At 58.8% G+C, this 14029-nt stretch carries 16 protein-coding genes; 10 read left to right on the top strand and 6 right to left on the bottom strand.

The features are described 5' to 3' along the window. The 7 genes from flgM (at window position 1) to GSQ81_RS01770 (ending at window position 5159) form a co-directional block, all read left to right on the top strand. Window positions 1-312, top strand: coding sequence for a flagellar biosynthesis anti-sigma factor FlgM (gene flgM / locus GSQ81_RS01800; RefSeq protein WP_158909032.1), 312 nt, complete (start codon window positions 1-3; stop codon window positions 310-312). A gap of 2 nt (window positions 313-314) precedes the next feature. Continuing rightward, window positions 315-584 (top strand): hypothetical protein, encoded by a 270-nt coding sequence (locus GSQ81_RS01795; protein ID WP_158909031.1) that lies wholly within the window; start codon window positions 315-317, stop codon window positions 582-584. Beyond that, window positions 572-1969, top strand: a complete 1398-nt coding sequence (flgK, locus tag GSQ81_RS01790; RefSeq protein ID WP_158909030.1) for a flagellar hook-associated protein FlgK — start codon at window positions 572-574, stop codon at window positions 1967-1969. The genes GSQ81_RS01795 and flgK overlap by 13 nt, the downstream gene beginning before the upstream one ends. 51 nt (window positions 1970-2020) lie before the next feature. Further along, window positions 2021-2920, top strand: a complete 900-nt coding sequence (locus tag GSQ81_RS01785; protein WP_158909029.1) for a flagellin — start codon at window positions 2021-2023, stop codon at window positions 2918-2920. A 114-nt stretch (window positions 2921-3034) separates the two neighbouring features. Then, window positions 3035-3271: a hypothetical protein gene (locus tag GSQ81_RS01780; protein WP_158909028.1), complete on the top strand. Its 237-nt coding sequence runs from the start codon at window positions 3035-3037 to the stop codon at window positions 3269-3271. A gap of 46 nt (window positions 3272-3317) precedes the next feature. Continuing rightward, window positions 3318-4007: a dienelactone hydrolase family protein gene (locus tag GSQ81_RS01775; protein WP_158909027.1), complete on the top strand. Its 690-nt coding sequence runs from the start codon at window positions 3318-3320 to the stop codon at window positions 4005-4007. A 39-nt stretch (window positions 4008-4046) separates the two neighbouring features. After that, window positions 4047-5159: an exo-alpha-sialidase gene (locus GSQ81_RS01770; protein ID WP_158909026.1), complete on the top strand. Its 1113-nt coding sequence runs from the start codon at window positions 4047-4049 to the stop codon at window positions 5157-5159. Here the strand turns inward: GSQ81_RS01770 and pdxT are convergent. From pdxT to pdxS, 4 genes are all read right to left on the bottom strand, one after another. Further along, entirely contained in the window at window positions 5110-5718 is a 609-nt protein-coding gene (gene pdxT / locus GSQ81_RS01765; RefSeq protein ID WP_158909025.1) for a pyridoxal 5'-phosphate synthase glutaminase subunit PdxT, read from the bottom strand. The genes GSQ81_RS01770 and pdxT overlap by 50 nt on opposite strands. Before the next feature lie 50 nt (window positions 5719-5768). Beyond that, entirely contained in the window at window positions 5769-6140 is a 372-nt protein-coding gene (locus GSQ81_RS01760) for a VOC family protein (RefSeq protein ID WP_158909024.1), read from the bottom strand. Between the two features lie 172 nt (window positions 6141-6312). After that, window positions 6313-6936, bottom strand: a complete 624-nt coding sequence (locus GSQ81_RS01755) for a pyridoxamine 5'-phosphate oxidase family protein (RefSeq protein ID WP_158909023.1) — start codon at window positions 6934-6936, stop codon at window positions 6313-6315. A 204-nt stretch (window positions 6937-7140) separates the two neighbouring features. Beyond that, window positions 7141-8094: a pyridoxal 5'-phosphate synthase lyase subunit PdxS gene (pdxS, locus tag GSQ81_RS01750; RefSeq protein WP_158909022.1), complete on the bottom strand. Its 954-nt coding sequence runs from the start codon at window positions 8092-8094 to the stop codon at window positions 7141-7143. Between the two features lie 860 nt (window positions 8095-8954). On the opposite strand from pdxS, the gene GSQ81_RS01745 reads away from it, so the two are divergent. Then, the gene (locus GSQ81_RS01745; protein ID WP_158909021.1) at window positions 8955-9677 is read left to right on the top strand and encodes a glycosyltransferase; all 723 of its coding nucleotides are present in this window, start codon (window positions 8955-8957) and stop codon (window positions 9675-9677) included. Here the strand turns inward: GSQ81_RS01745 and GSQ81_RS01740 are convergent. After that, window positions 9674-10138, bottom strand: coding sequence for a PaaI family thioesterase (locus GSQ81_RS01740; protein ID WP_158909020.1), 465 nt, complete (start codon window positions 10136-10138; stop codon window positions 9674-9676). The two genes, GSQ81_RS01745 and GSQ81_RS01740, sit on opposite strands and share 4 nt — an antisense overlap. A gap of 94 nt (window positions 10139-10232) precedes the next feature. On the opposite strand from GSQ81_RS01740, the gene GSQ81_RS01735 reads away from it, so the two are divergent. Together GSQ81_RS01735 and GSQ81_RS01730 are read left to right on the top strand one after the other, a co-directional pair. Further along, entirely contained in the window at window positions 10233-10865 is a 633-nt protein-coding gene (locus tag GSQ81_RS01735) for a DUF4126 domain-containing protein (protein ID WP_158909019.1), read from the top strand. A 74-nt stretch (window positions 10866-10939) separates the two neighbouring features. Beyond that, on the top strand, window positions 10940-12622 hold the full coding sequence (locus GSQ81_RS01730) for a 30S ribosomal protein S1 (RefSeq protein WP_158909018.1): 1683 nt from the start codon (window positions 10940-10942) through the stop codon (window positions 12620-12622). On the opposite strand, the gene GSQ81_RS01725 is transcribed toward GSQ81_RS01730, so the two are convergent. Next, the gene (locus GSQ81_RS01725; protein ID WP_158909017.1) at window positions 12619-14025 is read right to left on the bottom strand and encodes an amidase; all 1407 of its coding nucleotides are present in this window, start codon (window positions 14023-14025) and stop codon (window positions 12619-12621) included. The two genes, GSQ81_RS01730 and GSQ81_RS01725, sit on opposite strands and share 4 nt — an antisense overlap. Window positions 14026-14029: the final 4 nt, after the last annotated feature.

Below are 14029 nucleotides of genomic sequence, written 5' to 3'. Positions count from 1 at the left end.
ATGAGTTACACAAACGGAATCGGGAGCCTGCCGCAGGCGCTTAGCTCGATTACACCTGCGCCGACACAGCCGGCGTCCCAGGTGACGGAATCAACGAGTGCTTCTCAGCAGCGCAACGCAACGGCGACGCCCGCGAAGCAGGCTGACCAGACAAGCCTGAGCTCTGCCGGTGGCGTGATTGCCCATGCGCTTGAGGGATCGGATGTACGGACAGATAAGGTGGCTGCTTTACAGAAGGCGATTGCCTCGGGGAGCTATAACGTCTCCTCGTCGGACGTGGCCAGCAAGATGATCGACTCTCTGCTGGAGTAGAGATGGCTATCGCACAGGCGCTGGGAGAGGCTCTGGATGAGACTATCCATGCGCTTGCCATTCTGGATTTAGACGCTCTTCAAGTGATCGAACGACGATTGACGACGCTGGCTCAATCCCAGCTCGTTACGGATTGGATCGGCATCGATTCCATTCTGTCCATCGTGGCGAAGAAGCGTGTGCTCGAGCTGGTTTTGTATCACAGTGAATCAAATCTCAACGCGCTTCGCCGTTTGTACGGAAGAAATACGAGAGACCTATGGGAACGCTGACCTCGCTGATGGACCTGTCCCGGGAAGCCTTGATGGCGGACCAGAACGCTCTGAACATAACCGCGAACAATGTGTCGAACCAGAACACGCCGGGCTATACGCGTGAGGTGGTGAACTGGCAGCCGACGGACGCTGTGACCCTGAGCGGCACGAGCTACAGCACCGGAATCACGAGTACCGCAACGTCCGTACGCGACCGGGTTCTGGAACAGCGCGTGCAGCAGCAGACGCAGACGCAGGCGCAGAGCGGGGCGCTTCAATCGGCGCTGCAACAGGTGCAGGACATCTTTGGCTTGAGCTCGACGAGTACGTCGGCCAGCTCGACGGCGCTTGGCTCGGCGGTGGACTCCTTCTTCAATTCACTCTCGACACTCGAGGGGAGTCCTGGGGATACGTCGGCCCGGCAGGCGGTGCTGACGGCTGCGAACAATCTCACGTCGGCCTTCAACTCTGCCTCGAACCAGCTTGCACAAGTGAGTACGGGGCTCGACCAGCAGGTTGGCACTACGGTTGGCCAGATCAACTCTTTGACGACGACGATTGCATCGCTGAACCAGCAGATTGCGACCATCAGTCCCAATACGGATGCGGGAACGCTCGAAGACCAGCGGCAGTTGGCGATTGCACAGTTGTCGCAGTATGTTGGCCTCGACCAGATGACCACCGAGTCGAACGGCATTACGCTGACGACCGCGAATGGCGCGGTCCTGGTGAGCGGCAGTCAGTCCTATGCGCTGAGCACAACGCAGGTGGCTGGAAAGACCGACGTAGTCGCGAATGGGCAGGATGTGACTTCGGGCATTACCGGCGGACAGCTTGGCGGCGTCTTGCAGGCGAGAGATCAGGAGCTGCCCACGTACGCGAGTGCGCTGGACAATCTCGCCTATGGAATTGGGACTGCGGTGAACCAGCAGAATGCGCTGGGGACCGATGGTAGTGGCAATCCCGGCGGTGCGATCTTTACCCTGCCGACGAGCGCGGCTGGTGCGGCATTGTCGATTCAGGTAGCGACGAGCGATCCGAAGGCAATTGCAGCAGCGGCTACTGGTGAAGGATCATCCGGCAGCGGCAATGCGATTGCGCTGGCTGATCTTTCGACGGCGAACGTAGCTGGCGGACAGACGGCTTCGGGTTTTCTCGCCTCATTTCTTGGGCAGGTTGGCAACGATGCGGCTGGCGCGACGACGGACAATACCGCGCAGCAGGCTACTTTGACGCAGCTTACGAGTCAGCGCGATTCGCTGTCGGGGGTCTCGCTCGATGAGGAGGCGTCGAACCTGACGCAGTATCAGCGCAGCTATGAGGCTGCGGCGAAGGTGTTCTCGATTGTCGATGCGATTATGGCCAGCGCGTTGAATCTGGGTGTAGAGACCACGGTGACTTAGAGCGCGGGCTCCAAATTTTGCGGTTTCAGTCAGCTTGATCAGGAGGGGTGCGTGAGGGTCGATCCGAATTATGTCAGCAATCTTGCGGGAGCTTTGAACCAGTCGAGCAGCCTTGAGGCTACGCTTACGAACGAGCTTTCGAGCGGTCTGCGAGTTACGTCTTTACAGGATGATCCGACTGCTGTGGCCGAGAGTACGATGATGGCCAGCGCGATCTCGAAGGACGACACCTTCGTTCAGACCGTGTCGGGGACGCAGTCGATGATGCAGGTCTCGGACTCGACGCTGGGTGAAGTGGTCAGCCAACTGACTTCGGCCTTGTCGCTGGCGGTTTCGGGAGGGAACGGAACGCTCAACTCGGCCAACATCGCCAGCATCGAGCAGCAGCTCACAGGAATTCGCGACCAGGTTTTGTCGCTGGCGAACACAAGCTACCTTGGCCAGTCGCTCTTTGCGGGCAGCCAGGGATCGGTCAGACCGTTCACGCTGGACAGCTCGACTTCGCCTGCTACGACCAGCTATGTGGGCGATACGAGCGCCAACTCTGTCGAGACGCCGAGCGGACAGAAGATCCAGACGAACCTTGTCGGGTCGGATGTTTTTGGTTCGGGCAGCTCGGGCGTCTTTGGAGCGTTGAATCAGTTGATCGCGGATTTTGCAGGGGGCACGGCGAGCGCAAGCGCTATCGCCGATACCGGAATACTGTCGGCTGCGCTGAGCAATGTATCCGCACAACGCAGTCTGCTGGATGGCTCACTCAGCCGGTTGGAGGCTACCAGCACCTATGCACAGACCGAGGAGGCTCAGTTCAAGGTGCAGCAGGGAAGTCTGGTCTCTGCCGATCCGGCTTCGGTGGCTACGCAGCTCAGCTCGGCGGAGACGCAGAATCAGGCATTGATGAGCGTGATGACCGCGCTCGAAAAGACAGATCTGTTTGACTACATGCAATAGCATCTTGCTTTCAATACATGAGGCCCGACCTTTCTGGTTGGGCCTTTTTGCTTTCTTCGCCCGGGAGCAGTCCTTTCGAGTGAAATTGTTTCTTTATACTGGAGGGGCGGGGTCATGATGGGAGCAATTAGTTTTTTGTGGAATGCTACACGGGGCGAGAGGCTGCGGCCCTGGCGGAGCCCCTATCTGCGCTGGCGGCTCGAGACCTACTCCGGGCAGCGAGCGGATACGGTGCGGGCAAGGGATTTCTGGAACCTGTTCTGGAAAGAGAAGAGACAGTTGCTGCGGTTTCTTCGCTGGACGGGCGAGATCAAAGGCTATGCGGAGAAAACGGTGGACGGCGGACGTTGATCTCGCATCTATCTCAAGCATAGTCGACAACGGAAAAGGGGAAGCGATGAGCGAATGGTTGAAGGTGAAGGCGTCGGATGGGCATGAGCTGGGCGTGTATGTCGTGCGCCCTGAGGGAGAGCCGATTGGGGCAATCGTGCTGGTGCAGGAGATCTTCGGCGTCAACTGGCATATACGCAGCGTGGCCGACGAGTATGCCAAAGAGGGCTTCGTCGTGGTCGCTCCGGCGCTGTTCGATCGCTATGAGCGTGGGGTGGAGCTGAAGTACGAGGGAGAGGACGCTAAGCGGGCGGGGGAGTTCTGGAAGAAGCTGAATCCCGAGACGGCGCTGCTGGATATCGCTGCGGCCTATGAGGTGGCGAGGGGCGTAGGCAAGGGGATTGGCGTGCTGGGGTTCTGCTACGGCGGCTTGATGAGCTGGCTGACGGCGACGCGGGGCGAGACGCTGAAGATGCAGCCGTCGTGCTGCGTTGGATACTATCCCGGAGGGATTGGGAAGTATGCCGAGGAGGAGCCGAGCTGTCCGGTGATGCTGCACTTTGGCGGTGCCGATAGTCATATCGGGTCTGACCAGATTGAGGCGGTTCGAGTGGCGCATCCTCAGGTTGAGATCTATATCTACGATGGTGCGGGACATGCGTTCAATCGCGACGTGGATCCGAATACCTATCATGCGGCGTCGGCTGCGCAGGCACGGGAGAGGACGCTGGAGTTTTTCAAGACGAATGTTGCCTGAGATACGTCGCTGCGAAGGGTGTGGAGATTAGGCTGTTCGATGAAGATCAGAAACAGACTTTGTACCCTGATGCTGATGGCTTCGCTGCCACTGTCTGCCTTTGCGAGACAGCCTGTCTTTTCGCAGGCAGATCTCTTCCAGCAAGGCGAGACCGGCGTCAACACCTACCGCATTCCGGCATTGGTAGAGACTGCCAAAGGCACCCTGATCGCGGTGGTAGACGCTCGCAGGGACAGCTCGCAGGATTTGCCTGCCCACATCTCTCTCGTCATGCGGCGAAGTTTCGATGGCGGAAAAAGCTGGGAGCCGATGCGGACCATTCTTGCCGTCGAGAAGGGCGGCGTTGGGGATGCATCGCTGCTGCTGGACCGCTCGAACGGGCGCGTCTGGTGCTTTCACGCCTACGGACCACCCGGAATCGGGTTTCGGGCGTCGAAGCCGGGGACGACAACTGGGGAGACAACGCTTCAGGTCCATGCGATGTACAGCGACGACGATGGCGTCACCTGGTCTAGCCCGGTTGACCTGACTCCTCAGATTAAAGAGCCGCAGTGGCAGGCCATGTTTACGGCATCGGGCACCGATATCCAGACGAGCAGTGGACGGTTGCTGGTGCCTCTGGTGGTGCGGGACGAAAAGGGCGTGCTTCATTCGCTTAACGCTTACAGCGACGATCATGGAAAGACATGGAAGCATGGCGCGATGATCGGCGAGGGCACGGACGAGAGTCACAATGTGGAGTTGAAGGGCGCCGTCATTCTGCAGAATATGCGCGACGGAAAGACGCGAGAGGTTGCCCGTTCTTCCGATGGAGGAGTTTCCTTTGGCCCTATGAGCCATGATGCTGCGCTGATCGATCCGGGCTGCAATGCGGGGATTACACGGTATCGCCGGGGAAAGATCGACGCGCTGCTCTTTACCAATGCCGCCAGCGCACGGCGCGAGAATCTGAGCGTGAAGGTGAGCTACGACGGCGGCCAGACGTGGCCGGTTGGGCGCACGATCCATGCCGGGCCTTCGGCTTACTCCACAGTGATTGTGCTGCGTGATGGCAGTATTGGAGTGCTTTATGAAGAGGGAAAGACCGACTCAGATGAACGCATTACTTTTGCGCGCTTCGACTTTGGGTGGATTGCTCACGCACGAGATTGAGGAAGAGTTGGTGGACGCGGGTGTCGGCGCTTAGCTCTGGGTGAAAGGTAGCGGCGAGCAGATGACCCTGGCGGACGAGGACGGGGAAGCCATCGCGCTCGGCGAGTGTTTCGACGGTGGGGCCGGTGCGGGTGATGCGGGGGGCGCGGATGAAGACCATCTCCAGCGGACCGCCTTCGAGCTTCGTCGGCGCGGTGAGGATGGTGGAGTCGATCTGGCGGCCATAGGCGTTGCGTTCGACAGTGATGTCTAAAACGGCGAGAGATTTTTGAGTTGGATTTTCTACCTGCTTTGCCAGCAGGATGGCCCCGGCGCAGGTGCCGAAGGTTGGGGTGGTCTCGACGAAGGATTGCAGGGCGTCGAGGAAGCCGTCGCGCTCGAGGAACTTGAGAAAGGTGGTGGACTCTCCGCCGGGGATGATGAGACCGTCGAGGTCCTTCAACTCGTCGGGATTGCGGATGAGCTTCGCCGTGACGCCGAGGGATTCGAGGGCTTTTGCGTGGGCTTCGAATGCGCCTTGCAGGGCAAGTACGCCGATGGTGAGATGTGTCTGTGACATGCTGTTTATTTGATTGTAGTGAAGTTGAACCGATGCGGCTGGTGACTGCACTAAGCTTCGGGAAGTTCTTCGCCGAAGCGCAAAAGATTGCCGTCGGGATCGCTGAGCATGAACTCGTTCATCTTCCACTCACGAGGTTCGAGCGGGGAGAGAATTGTGACGCCAGCCGCGCGGAACTCGGCTTCGAGAGCGGCAGCGGTATCTGCGGCGAGATAGAAATAGACGCCGCAGGGATTATGGCTCTCGATGAGGTCGGGGGCTTTGCGGAGATGAATGTCGAGGTCATCGCGGCTAAGGAAGGCATAGAAATTTCCCTCCTGATAACGCGTGCAAGAGAAGCCGAGGAGCCGGTAGAAGTCCATGGCACGCTGGAGGTCGTGGATCGGAAGGATAGGTGTGATGCTCTGAAATATTTGGGGCATGCAGAACCTTGCTTCTGAGGATACCGTCAATTTTAAATGGCCGCTAACGTTAAGAAAAGTCTGATTAAGTCCCCAATGATTCCCTCAGAGGCTAAAGCCTCTTTGCATAAGAATGATTTACGACGCGGCTGAAGCCGCGTCCCTTCAAAACCAGCACTTGATCAGAGGTTCCTTAAGGCTTTTGCGCTTCTGTGAGGGCTGCTTTGAGAGAACGTACCTCTTGCTCCAGAGACTCGATGCGTTCGAAGAATGTAGTTTGCTTCAGCTCTTCGATGGTCCAGCGTTGGGGGATGTGTTGCGGGCAGTTCCAGTCGAAGGCGGCGACGTGAAGCAGGATCAGGCGTTCGGGGCGGCCGCGTTCGGGGAGCATCAGCTCAGTCTTCCAGTCGGGGGCTTTATTCCACGGGATCGTCTCTACATTGGCCAGAAGCTTGAGACGGGTCTGGTGAGGATAATCCATGAAGAAGAGTGCGGCGCGTTGGTTGCCGCGGAGGTTGCCGGTCGTGATGTACTGGCGATTGCCGGTTACGTCTGCGTAGGCCAGCGTGTGCTCATCGCGAACATTGACGAAGCCGATGGGGCCTCCCCGGAATTGGATATAGGGCCAGCCGGTAGAGCCGACGGTGGAGAGGTAAAAGCCATCGCGGGCGGCGATGAAGGCGCGCTCGTAAGGGCCGAGGGTGTCGTTTGTGGGGCCGCGCTCGGTTAGCTTTTCGTTTGAGGGGCGGCTGCCCATCTCACGTTGAACTTCGGCAACATCGTCGGTAAAGGTAAGGGAGGAGAACTGGTGGGCCATTGCTGGTGGCCTTCTTCCTGAAGCGGTCGACTCGCGCTCTGGAAATAAGACGCAGAAAAAGCGGCCACGATTCAGAATCGTGACCGCTTTAGGTTCTTCCGCCAGAGCGGTGTGTCTGATGGTGTATGGCCGCCCCAAAACAGCAGATTCCTCCGCTTCGCTGCGGAATGACAAAAAAGGAAAACAAACTCCACGCTCAGGGCTTTACCAGCCGCGAGTTTGCATCAGGTCGCGCTCTTCGATGGCTGCTGCGGCGAGGCCTTTCATGGAGCCAATAACGGCTTCGCTGGCTTCGGCCACGATCTTTGGATCGTTGAAGTGGGTGGTGGCGATAACGATGGCTTTGGCGCGGGAGACGGCTTCGGCGCGCTCCTTCGGGTCGTTTTCGACGTCGAGGGGAGTGGCGCGCTCCTTCATGAAGATGCCGGAGCCGACGAAGATGGATTCTGCTCCAAGCTGCATCATGAGAGCGGCGTCGGCGGGGGTGGCGATGCCGCCGGCGGAGAAGTTGGGGACGGGGAGCTTGCCGGCTTTGGCGACCATGCGGACGAGCTCGTAAGGTGCGCCGTGGACCTTGGCGGCGTTGTAGAGCTCGGAGTCATCGAGGACGGTGAGGGCCTTGATTTCGCGGACGATCTGGCGCATGTGCTGGACGGCGTGAACGACATCGCCGGTGCCGGGCTCGCCCTTGGTGCGGATCATGGCTGCGCCTTCGGCGATGCGGCGGAGGGCTTCACCGAGATTGCGGGCTCCGCAGACGAAGGGGGTGGTGAAGGCGTGCTTGTCGATGTGGTAGACCTCGTCGGCCGGGGTGAGGACCTCGGACTCGTCGATGAAGTCGACGCCCAGGGTCTGGAGCACCTGGGCTTCGGCGAAGTGGCCGATGCGGGCCTTGGCCATGACGGGGATGGAGACGGTGGCGACGATCTCCTTGATGAGCTTGGGGTTGGCCATGCGGGCGACGCCGCCTTCGGCGCGGATCATGGCGGGGACGCGCTCGAGCGCCATGACGGAGATGGCTCCGGCCTCTTCGGCGATGCGGGCCTGCTCGACGTTCATGACGTCCATGATGACGCCACCTTTAAGCATCTCGGCCAGGCCGGTCTTGAGGCGGAGGGAGGATGAGGCGAAGTTGCCGTTGGTGGTGTGGTCTGCCATGACGATATCTCCTTGCCGCGAGATGCGCGCTGAGGGGGTGATTCAGGCTGTTCGCGGGAAAGTTAAGTTTACCAGTTTTGGGGCGAGGGATGTAGGCGCTGGGCTATTGGGTAGTAGGTCAGTTGGAGGGAATGGCTGAAGTTTCCGAAAAGCCGACTTTTCAGGAAGTTGGACCAAGCGATTGGTTAGCCTCGGGTTACTCCTACTGTCTATGCGCCTTGGCATCAAAGTAACTTTTGGCGGTAGGCACGGACATTGCAGCGAGGACGCAAAGAGAGGTCACAACAAAGACGAGGGCTCCAAATACCTCTGAGCTCTCTTCTCCGCTGTATGTAGATTTAATCCTCAAGTATCCGTCCCAGAACAAGAACACTGAGAAACATACACCCAGGGCGCCAATCGCAATCGAAGCCCAACGCGCCCAGCGGTGACCGAATGTCACCCCGAGGGCAACAGCTAAGAGCGCCAATGCCAGCGCGGCAGACTTAAGGCCAGAAACGACCTGTGGCAAGCGGTAGCGAGGGTAAAAGCTTTCCCAACTCATTGCCGCGCAGCTAAGTGCCAACCAACTATCAAAAAGAACAACATACCCCACGCACAGACTTCTCAGCATTTTCGTCGCGAAGGTTAGTTTCTTGCCGTTGCTATCCACGATCAAAGTCTAAACATACTTCACGAAAAAAGGGGGTATAAGTAATTTTAGTTGCCTCGAAGTTCAAACTGACCCTCTATCGACTATTGACGGAGCTGAGACCGGCGGCGAGAGATTTGCTGAAAATTCAAGAAGTGTTTATGCGGTGTGTTGGGTTAGCTCGTCAAACTACGTAGAGAGTCAGGTGTTGCCAGCGTATGGAGGGCAAATGGAAGCGGAACTGACGATTGTGATTCCGGCGAAGAACGAAGTGAAGATGCTGCCGAAACTGCTGAAATCTCTTTGTAAGCAGGACTATGAGGGCATGGCGCAGGCAAGGGTGATTGTCGCCGATGCCGGGTCGACCGATGGCACGGTGGAGGTGGCGCTGAGCTTCTGTGATCGGCTTAAGGTTGAAGTGATTCGAGGGGGGCTGCCTTCGGTGGGACGGAATGCGGGGGCGCGATTGGCGACGACCCGGTTTGTGCTGTTTCTAGACGCCGATGTGGAGCTGCCGGAGCCGACGCTGCTGCGGCGGGCACTGGGGAAGATGCAGCGAGGCGATCTGCATCTGGCTACGACGAATATTGCGTGCAGGCATGGCGGCTTCTTTGACGATGCGCTGTATGCAGGCAGTAATCTGGTGCAGCGTGCGAGCTCGTTTGTGAGCCCGTTTGCGACGGGGATGTTTATGTTGTTCGACCGCGAGGCGTTCTGGGGGCTGGGTGGGTTCAATGAACGGGCGCTTTTTGCGGAGGATTATCTCTTGTCGAAAGGCGTGGAGCGGCAACGGTTTCGCATCGTGCGAGGCAAAGTGCTGACCACCAATCGGCGCTTCAAGAAGCTGGGTCATGCACGGATGGTCTGGATGTTCTTCAAGACTGCACTGCATAGCTGGGATGAGGGATATTTCTTAGAGGACCAGGGGTACTGGGAAGAGCTTGAGGCTTAGACTTGCGGCTGGGTGAGGCCAGCACGGGCGAGCAACTTCTCATCGATGACGACGAAGAGGCCTTTGCCGCGAGCGAGGACGGTTCCGTCGGGGTGCTGGAGTTCGGCCTGATGGAAGAGCTTGCGTCCTTCGCGGCGAAGATGACGGCTGATGAGCGTCAATGGCTGGTGGAGGGATGCGGGGCGTAGGTAGTCGACCTCCATGTGGCGGGTCATGGCGAGAACGTTGAGCGGGCGGTTGAGCTTGCTCATGGCCTCGTCGAGCAGGGTGGCTACGATGCCTCCGTGGATGTGGCCGGGTGGGCCTTCATGCATTTGCGTCAACTGGATGTGCGCAGTTGCGGTGGGGATTTCCGGATGGGTGGTGTCGATCTCGAAGCTGAGGTGCAGCCCTTGCGGATTGGCGGGACCGCAGCCGAAGCAGTGACTGGCTCGCTCGTCCAGAGTTGGATTGGTCTTCATGCAGGCGGTCTCATTATTATTCGGTGGAATCGCGCTCTGGAAGTCAATATATACCCGACGAGCGATGATTGAAGGGGTATAGAATTCCGTGCACATGGACTTCTCGCCTGCCAATATTACCGCGCTCGTGATCGCTGCCAGCTTCGCGGCTGGACTGAATATCTATGCCACAGTGCTGACGCTGGGAATATTGGCGCGAACGCAGTGGGTTGCGCTGCCTGCGGGGCTGGATTCGCTGGGGCATACGTGGGTTCTGGTCGTCTGTGGGGTCATGTTTGCCGTTGAGTTTGTCGCGGACAAGATTCCAGGCTTCGATGTCTTCTGGAATGTGCTGCACACCGCTGTCCGTGTGCCGATTGCTGCGTTGGTTGCCTACCATGCGAGTGCGCAGCTTTCGCCGCAGATGCAGATCGTCGCTACTGGGTTAGGTGCGGCGGTTGCACTGGCTACCCATAGTTCGAAGACGGCACTGCGGGCGGTGGTGACGCCCAGCCCTGAGCCGGTGTCGAATATTGCATTGAGCAGTACGGAAGATGTTGTTGCTGTGGGGCTGACCTGGTTTGCGACGCATCATCCGGTGGTGGCTGCCTCGATTGCCGTGGTTCTGTTGGTAGCGGCGGTGCTGGCTGCTCGGGCGCTTTTGCGAGCGATCCAGCGGCCTCTGCGGCGGCTGTTTGGAATGCCTCCGGCTGGTGCGCCAGCGGTCAGCAAGCCTTCTGCTGAGTGAGCGGTGGCCGCGCGATAAGCGGACGCGATGGTATCCTAGCCGCAATCACAGTGATAGCGAGGCTGTAACTTTTCATGTCCAATCCAGATATTTCGGCAACCGATTCAACCCTCGAAAACAACGAATCATTCGACAAGATCCTTTCGCAGTATGAGCAAAGCCACTCGCATCGGGTGGGCGAGGATGGCAGGCAGCTTGAAGGGACAGTGATTGTCGTCTCGGCTGAGTCCGTGTTTGTCGATATCGGATTTAAGACCGAAGGCATTTTGCCGCTGACCTTATTTCAGAACGCCAATGAGACGGTCGAGGTAGGCACGAAGCTGCTGGTAACGGTGAAGGGGCGCGATGCCGAGGGTTACTACGAGCTTTCGCGGCAGCGAGTGGAACGTCCAAAGGACTGGACCGCGCTCGAGAAGGCGTTTGCCGACAAGGCGATCATCGTGGGGACGGTGACTGCGGTTGTGAAGGGTGGACTGTCCGTGGATGTTGGGTCCCGGGCGTTCATGCCGGGGTCGCGCAGTGGAGCGCGTGATGCAGCCGAGATGGAGAAGCTGGTAGGGCAGGAGATTACCTGCCGCATCATCAAGCTGGATGTGGCCGAAGAAGATGTGGTGGTGGATCATCGCTCGGTTGCTGAAGAGGAAGAGCGCTCGACCAAGGAGCGTCGGTATGCCGAGATCAAGGAAGGCGATACCGCGCTGGGGACGGTGCGCAGCCTTGCGGATTATGGCGCGTTTGTCGATATCGGCGGTGTGGATGGGCTGTTGCACATTAGCGATATCGCATGGGGACGTGTGAATAAGCCTGCCGATGTGCTTTCTGCAGGGCAGCAGGTTGAAGTGAAGGTTTTGAAGATTGATGCAGCGAGCAAGAAGATCTCGTTGGGCATGAAGCAGCTTCTGCCGCATCCGTGGGACGCGGTGGAAGGGAAGTATGTGACGGGAGAGCGTGTTCGCGGCACGGTAACGCGCGCGACGGACTTTGGCGCCTTTGTCGAACTGGAGCCGGGGATTGAGGGGATGGTTCATCTGTCCGAGATGTCGTGGGCGAAGAAGGTTCACAAGCCGAGCGATATGCTGAAGCCGGGCGAAACCGTCGAAGTGATGATTCTTGGCGTCAATGTGGCTGAGCGGCGCATGTCGCTGGGGCTGAAGCAGACGCTGGGCGATCCGTGGGCTGAGGCGCAGGAGAAGTTTGCAGTTGGCTCGACAGTGGAAGGGCCGGTCGCCAGCCTCACCAAGTTTGGCGCGTTCGTGCAGCTTGTCGAGGGTGTCGAGGGCATGATTCATGTCAGCGAGATCAGCGCAGAGAAGCGTGTGGAGCGTCCGCAGGATGTGCTGCGCGTGGGCCAGGTGGTGAAGGCCAAGGTGCTCGATATCGACAAGGAGAAGCGGCAGATCAAACTGAGCATGAAGCAGCTTGTGCCGACTGGTCTTGATGAATACATCGCCGAGCATAAAGAAGGCGATGTGGTGACGGGACGGCTGATTGAAGTATCCGGCGACAATGCGACAGTAGAACTAGGCGAAGGGATTCGCAGCAGGTGCAGGATGGTTGCGGCGGCTACAAAAGAAGAACAGCCTGCGGCTGCGGGGCAGGTGGACCTTTCGGCGTTCAGCTCGATGTTGAAAGAGCGCTGGAAGAGCGGGCCTGTGAGCGCGGCCAAGACAGACGAAGTCCGCGCGGGGCAGATTCGCAGCTTCAAAATTACGAAGCTCGATCTGGATGCAAAGACGATTGAGGTGCAGTTAGTTTAGGAGAGTGCCATCGGTGGGGGCTGGTAGCCGAAGTCGTGTTCGATAGCTGCAGCGACGCCGAGCACGGCTTCATCCTGATAAGGTCGGCCTGCGATCTGGATGCCGATGGGCAGACCTTCCGGCGAGCGTCCAACTGGCACTACAGCGGCGGGTGCGCCGAGCAGGTTGAACCATTGGGTGTAGCGCATCGCGTCAAGATAGGCGACCTGCTGGCCGTCGATGTTCCATTCCCGCTCGCCGTGACGAAAGGCGGGGACGGAACAGACTGGCATGAGCAGGATGGGGAATTCGCGCATCTCTTCAAGCAGTGCGGCCCTTATGACATCACACTCTGCCCATGCAGAGAGTAGTTCGTCGCCGCTGAGCGGCGGATCCTGGCGGGCGATAGTAAGGAAGTCCTGAAAGGTTGGGCTGAGGCGCGATTCTTTGCCTGCAAAGATGGGGTTGAGCAGCATGGCTCCGCAACGCACGAAATACTTCCACCAGAGTTTGCGTGCTTGTTCGAGTGCGCGGGGGCGAAAGGGTTCGACGCGGAAACCCTGGCTGCGCAGCGAACGGACTGCATCCTGTATGGCCTGCCGTGTCTCTGGCGTTACGGGCGTGATGTTGTCATCTTCGAAGAAGCCTATGGGGATTCGTCGCAGTTCTTCTGTGGTGTAGCGCTGGAGAGGCAGGAGAGCGCCGGTGGGATCGGCATCGTCATGGCCCGAGAGGATGTTGAAGAGTAAAGATACGTCGGCGATGGTTCGCGCCATGGGGCCGATGGCTCCTAAAAGCGAGAACGGGCCGACGCACGGTGGTAGATGGCCGACTGCCGGAATTCTGCCGGGAGTTGGCTTGAGTGCGCAGATGCCGGTGAAGTGCGCAGGCTCACGTACTGAGCCGCCGCCGTCACTGCCGAAGCCACAGGCAGAGAGGCCAGCGGCGATGGCTGCGGATTCGCCACCGCTTGAGCCTCCGGCGGTGCGAGTGAGATCCCACGGGTTTGAAGTGCGGCCATAGAGGAGATTGTCGGTCTCGTAGGCCATCAGGAATTCGGGGCAGTTTGTGGTGCCGAGAATGACTGCGCCTGCTTGCTTACTGCGCTCGACGATGATGGCGTCTTCGCGGGGAATGTGTCCCTTGTTGAATATGCTTCCTGTCTCACAACGATGACCGGCTACGGCAATGCAGGCCTTGATCGTCATGGGAAGGCCGTGAAGCGGGCCGGTTGGCGCGGCTTTTTCGAGAGCGATGGCCTGGGAACGAACTCGCTGCTCGTCGAAGTCGATGAGGGCGTTGAGTTGCGGGTTCAGCCGCTTGATCTGAAGGATGTGTTCCTCGGCGAGTTCGAGGGGAGAGAGCTTGCGGGCGGAGATCATTGCCAGCAGATCGACGGCGGGTTGCAGGACTAGATCGCTCATGGGT

This window comes from Granulicella sp. L56 (assembly GCF_009765835.1).
Taxonomy (GTDB): Bacteria; Acidobacteriota; Terriglobia; order Terriglobales; family Acidobacteriaceae; genus Edaphobacter.
Note: the sequence above shows the minus strand (reverse complement) of the source record. Positions and strands in the feature narration are given on the sequence as shown.

Coding starts and splice junctions, on each gene's coding strand:
- pdxT (WP_158909025.1), bottom strand. CDS start 5,718: ATGTCACAGACACATCTCACCATCGGCGTACTTGCCCTGCAAGGCGCA.
- GSQ81_RS01730 (WP_158909018.1), top strand. CDS start 10,940: ATGTCCAATCCAGATATTTCGGCAACCGATTCAACCCTCGAAAACAAC.
- GSQ81_RS01755 (WP_158909023.1), bottom strand. CDS start 6,936: ATGGCCCACCAGTTCTCCTCCCTTACCTTTACCGACGATGTTGCCGAA.
- GSQ81_RS01745 (WP_158909021.1), top strand. CDS start 8,955: ATGGAAGCGGAACTGACGATTGTGATTCCGGCGAAGAACGAAGTGAAG.
- flgK (WP_158909030.1), top strand. CDS start 572: ATGGGAACGCTGACCTCGCTGATGGACCTGTCCCGGGAAGCCTTGATG.
- flgM (WP_158909032.1), top strand. CDS start 1: ATGAGTTACACAAACGGAATCGGGAGCCTGCCGCAGGCGCTTAGCTCG.
- GSQ81_RS01770 (WP_158909026.1), top strand. CDS start 4,047: ATGAAGATCAGAAACAGACTTTGTACCCTGATGCTGATGGCTTCGCTG.
- pdxS (WP_158909022.1), bottom strand. CDS start 8,094: ATGGCAGACCACACCACCAACGGCAACTTCGCCTCATCCTCCCTCCGC.
- GSQ81_RS01775 (WP_158909027.1), top strand. CDS start 3,318: ATGAGCGAATGGTTGAAGGTGAAGGCGTCGGATGGGCATGAGCTGGGC.
- GSQ81_RS01760 (WP_158909024.1), bottom strand. CDS start 6,140: ATGCCCCAAATATTTCAGAGCATCACACCTATCCTTCCGATCCACGAC.
- GSQ81_RS01725 (WP_158909017.1), bottom strand. CDS start 14,025: ATGAGCGATCTAGTCCTGCAACCCGCCGTCGATCTGCTGGCAATGATC.
- GSQ81_RS01780 (WP_158909028.1), top strand. CDS start 3,035: ATGATGGGAGCAATTAGTTTTTTGTGGAATGCTACACGGGGCGAGAGG.
- GSQ81_RS01795 (WP_158909031.1), top strand. CDS start 315: ATGGCTATCGCACAGGCGCTGGGAGAGGCTCTGGATGAGACTATCCAT.
- GSQ81_RS01735 (WP_158909019.1), top strand. CDS start 10,233: ATGGACTTCTCGCCTGCCAATATTACCGCGCTCGTGATCGCTGCCAGC.
- GSQ81_RS01740 (WP_158909020.1), bottom strand. CDS start 10,138: ATGAAGACCAATCCAACTCTGGACGAGCGAGCCAGTCACTGCTTCGGC.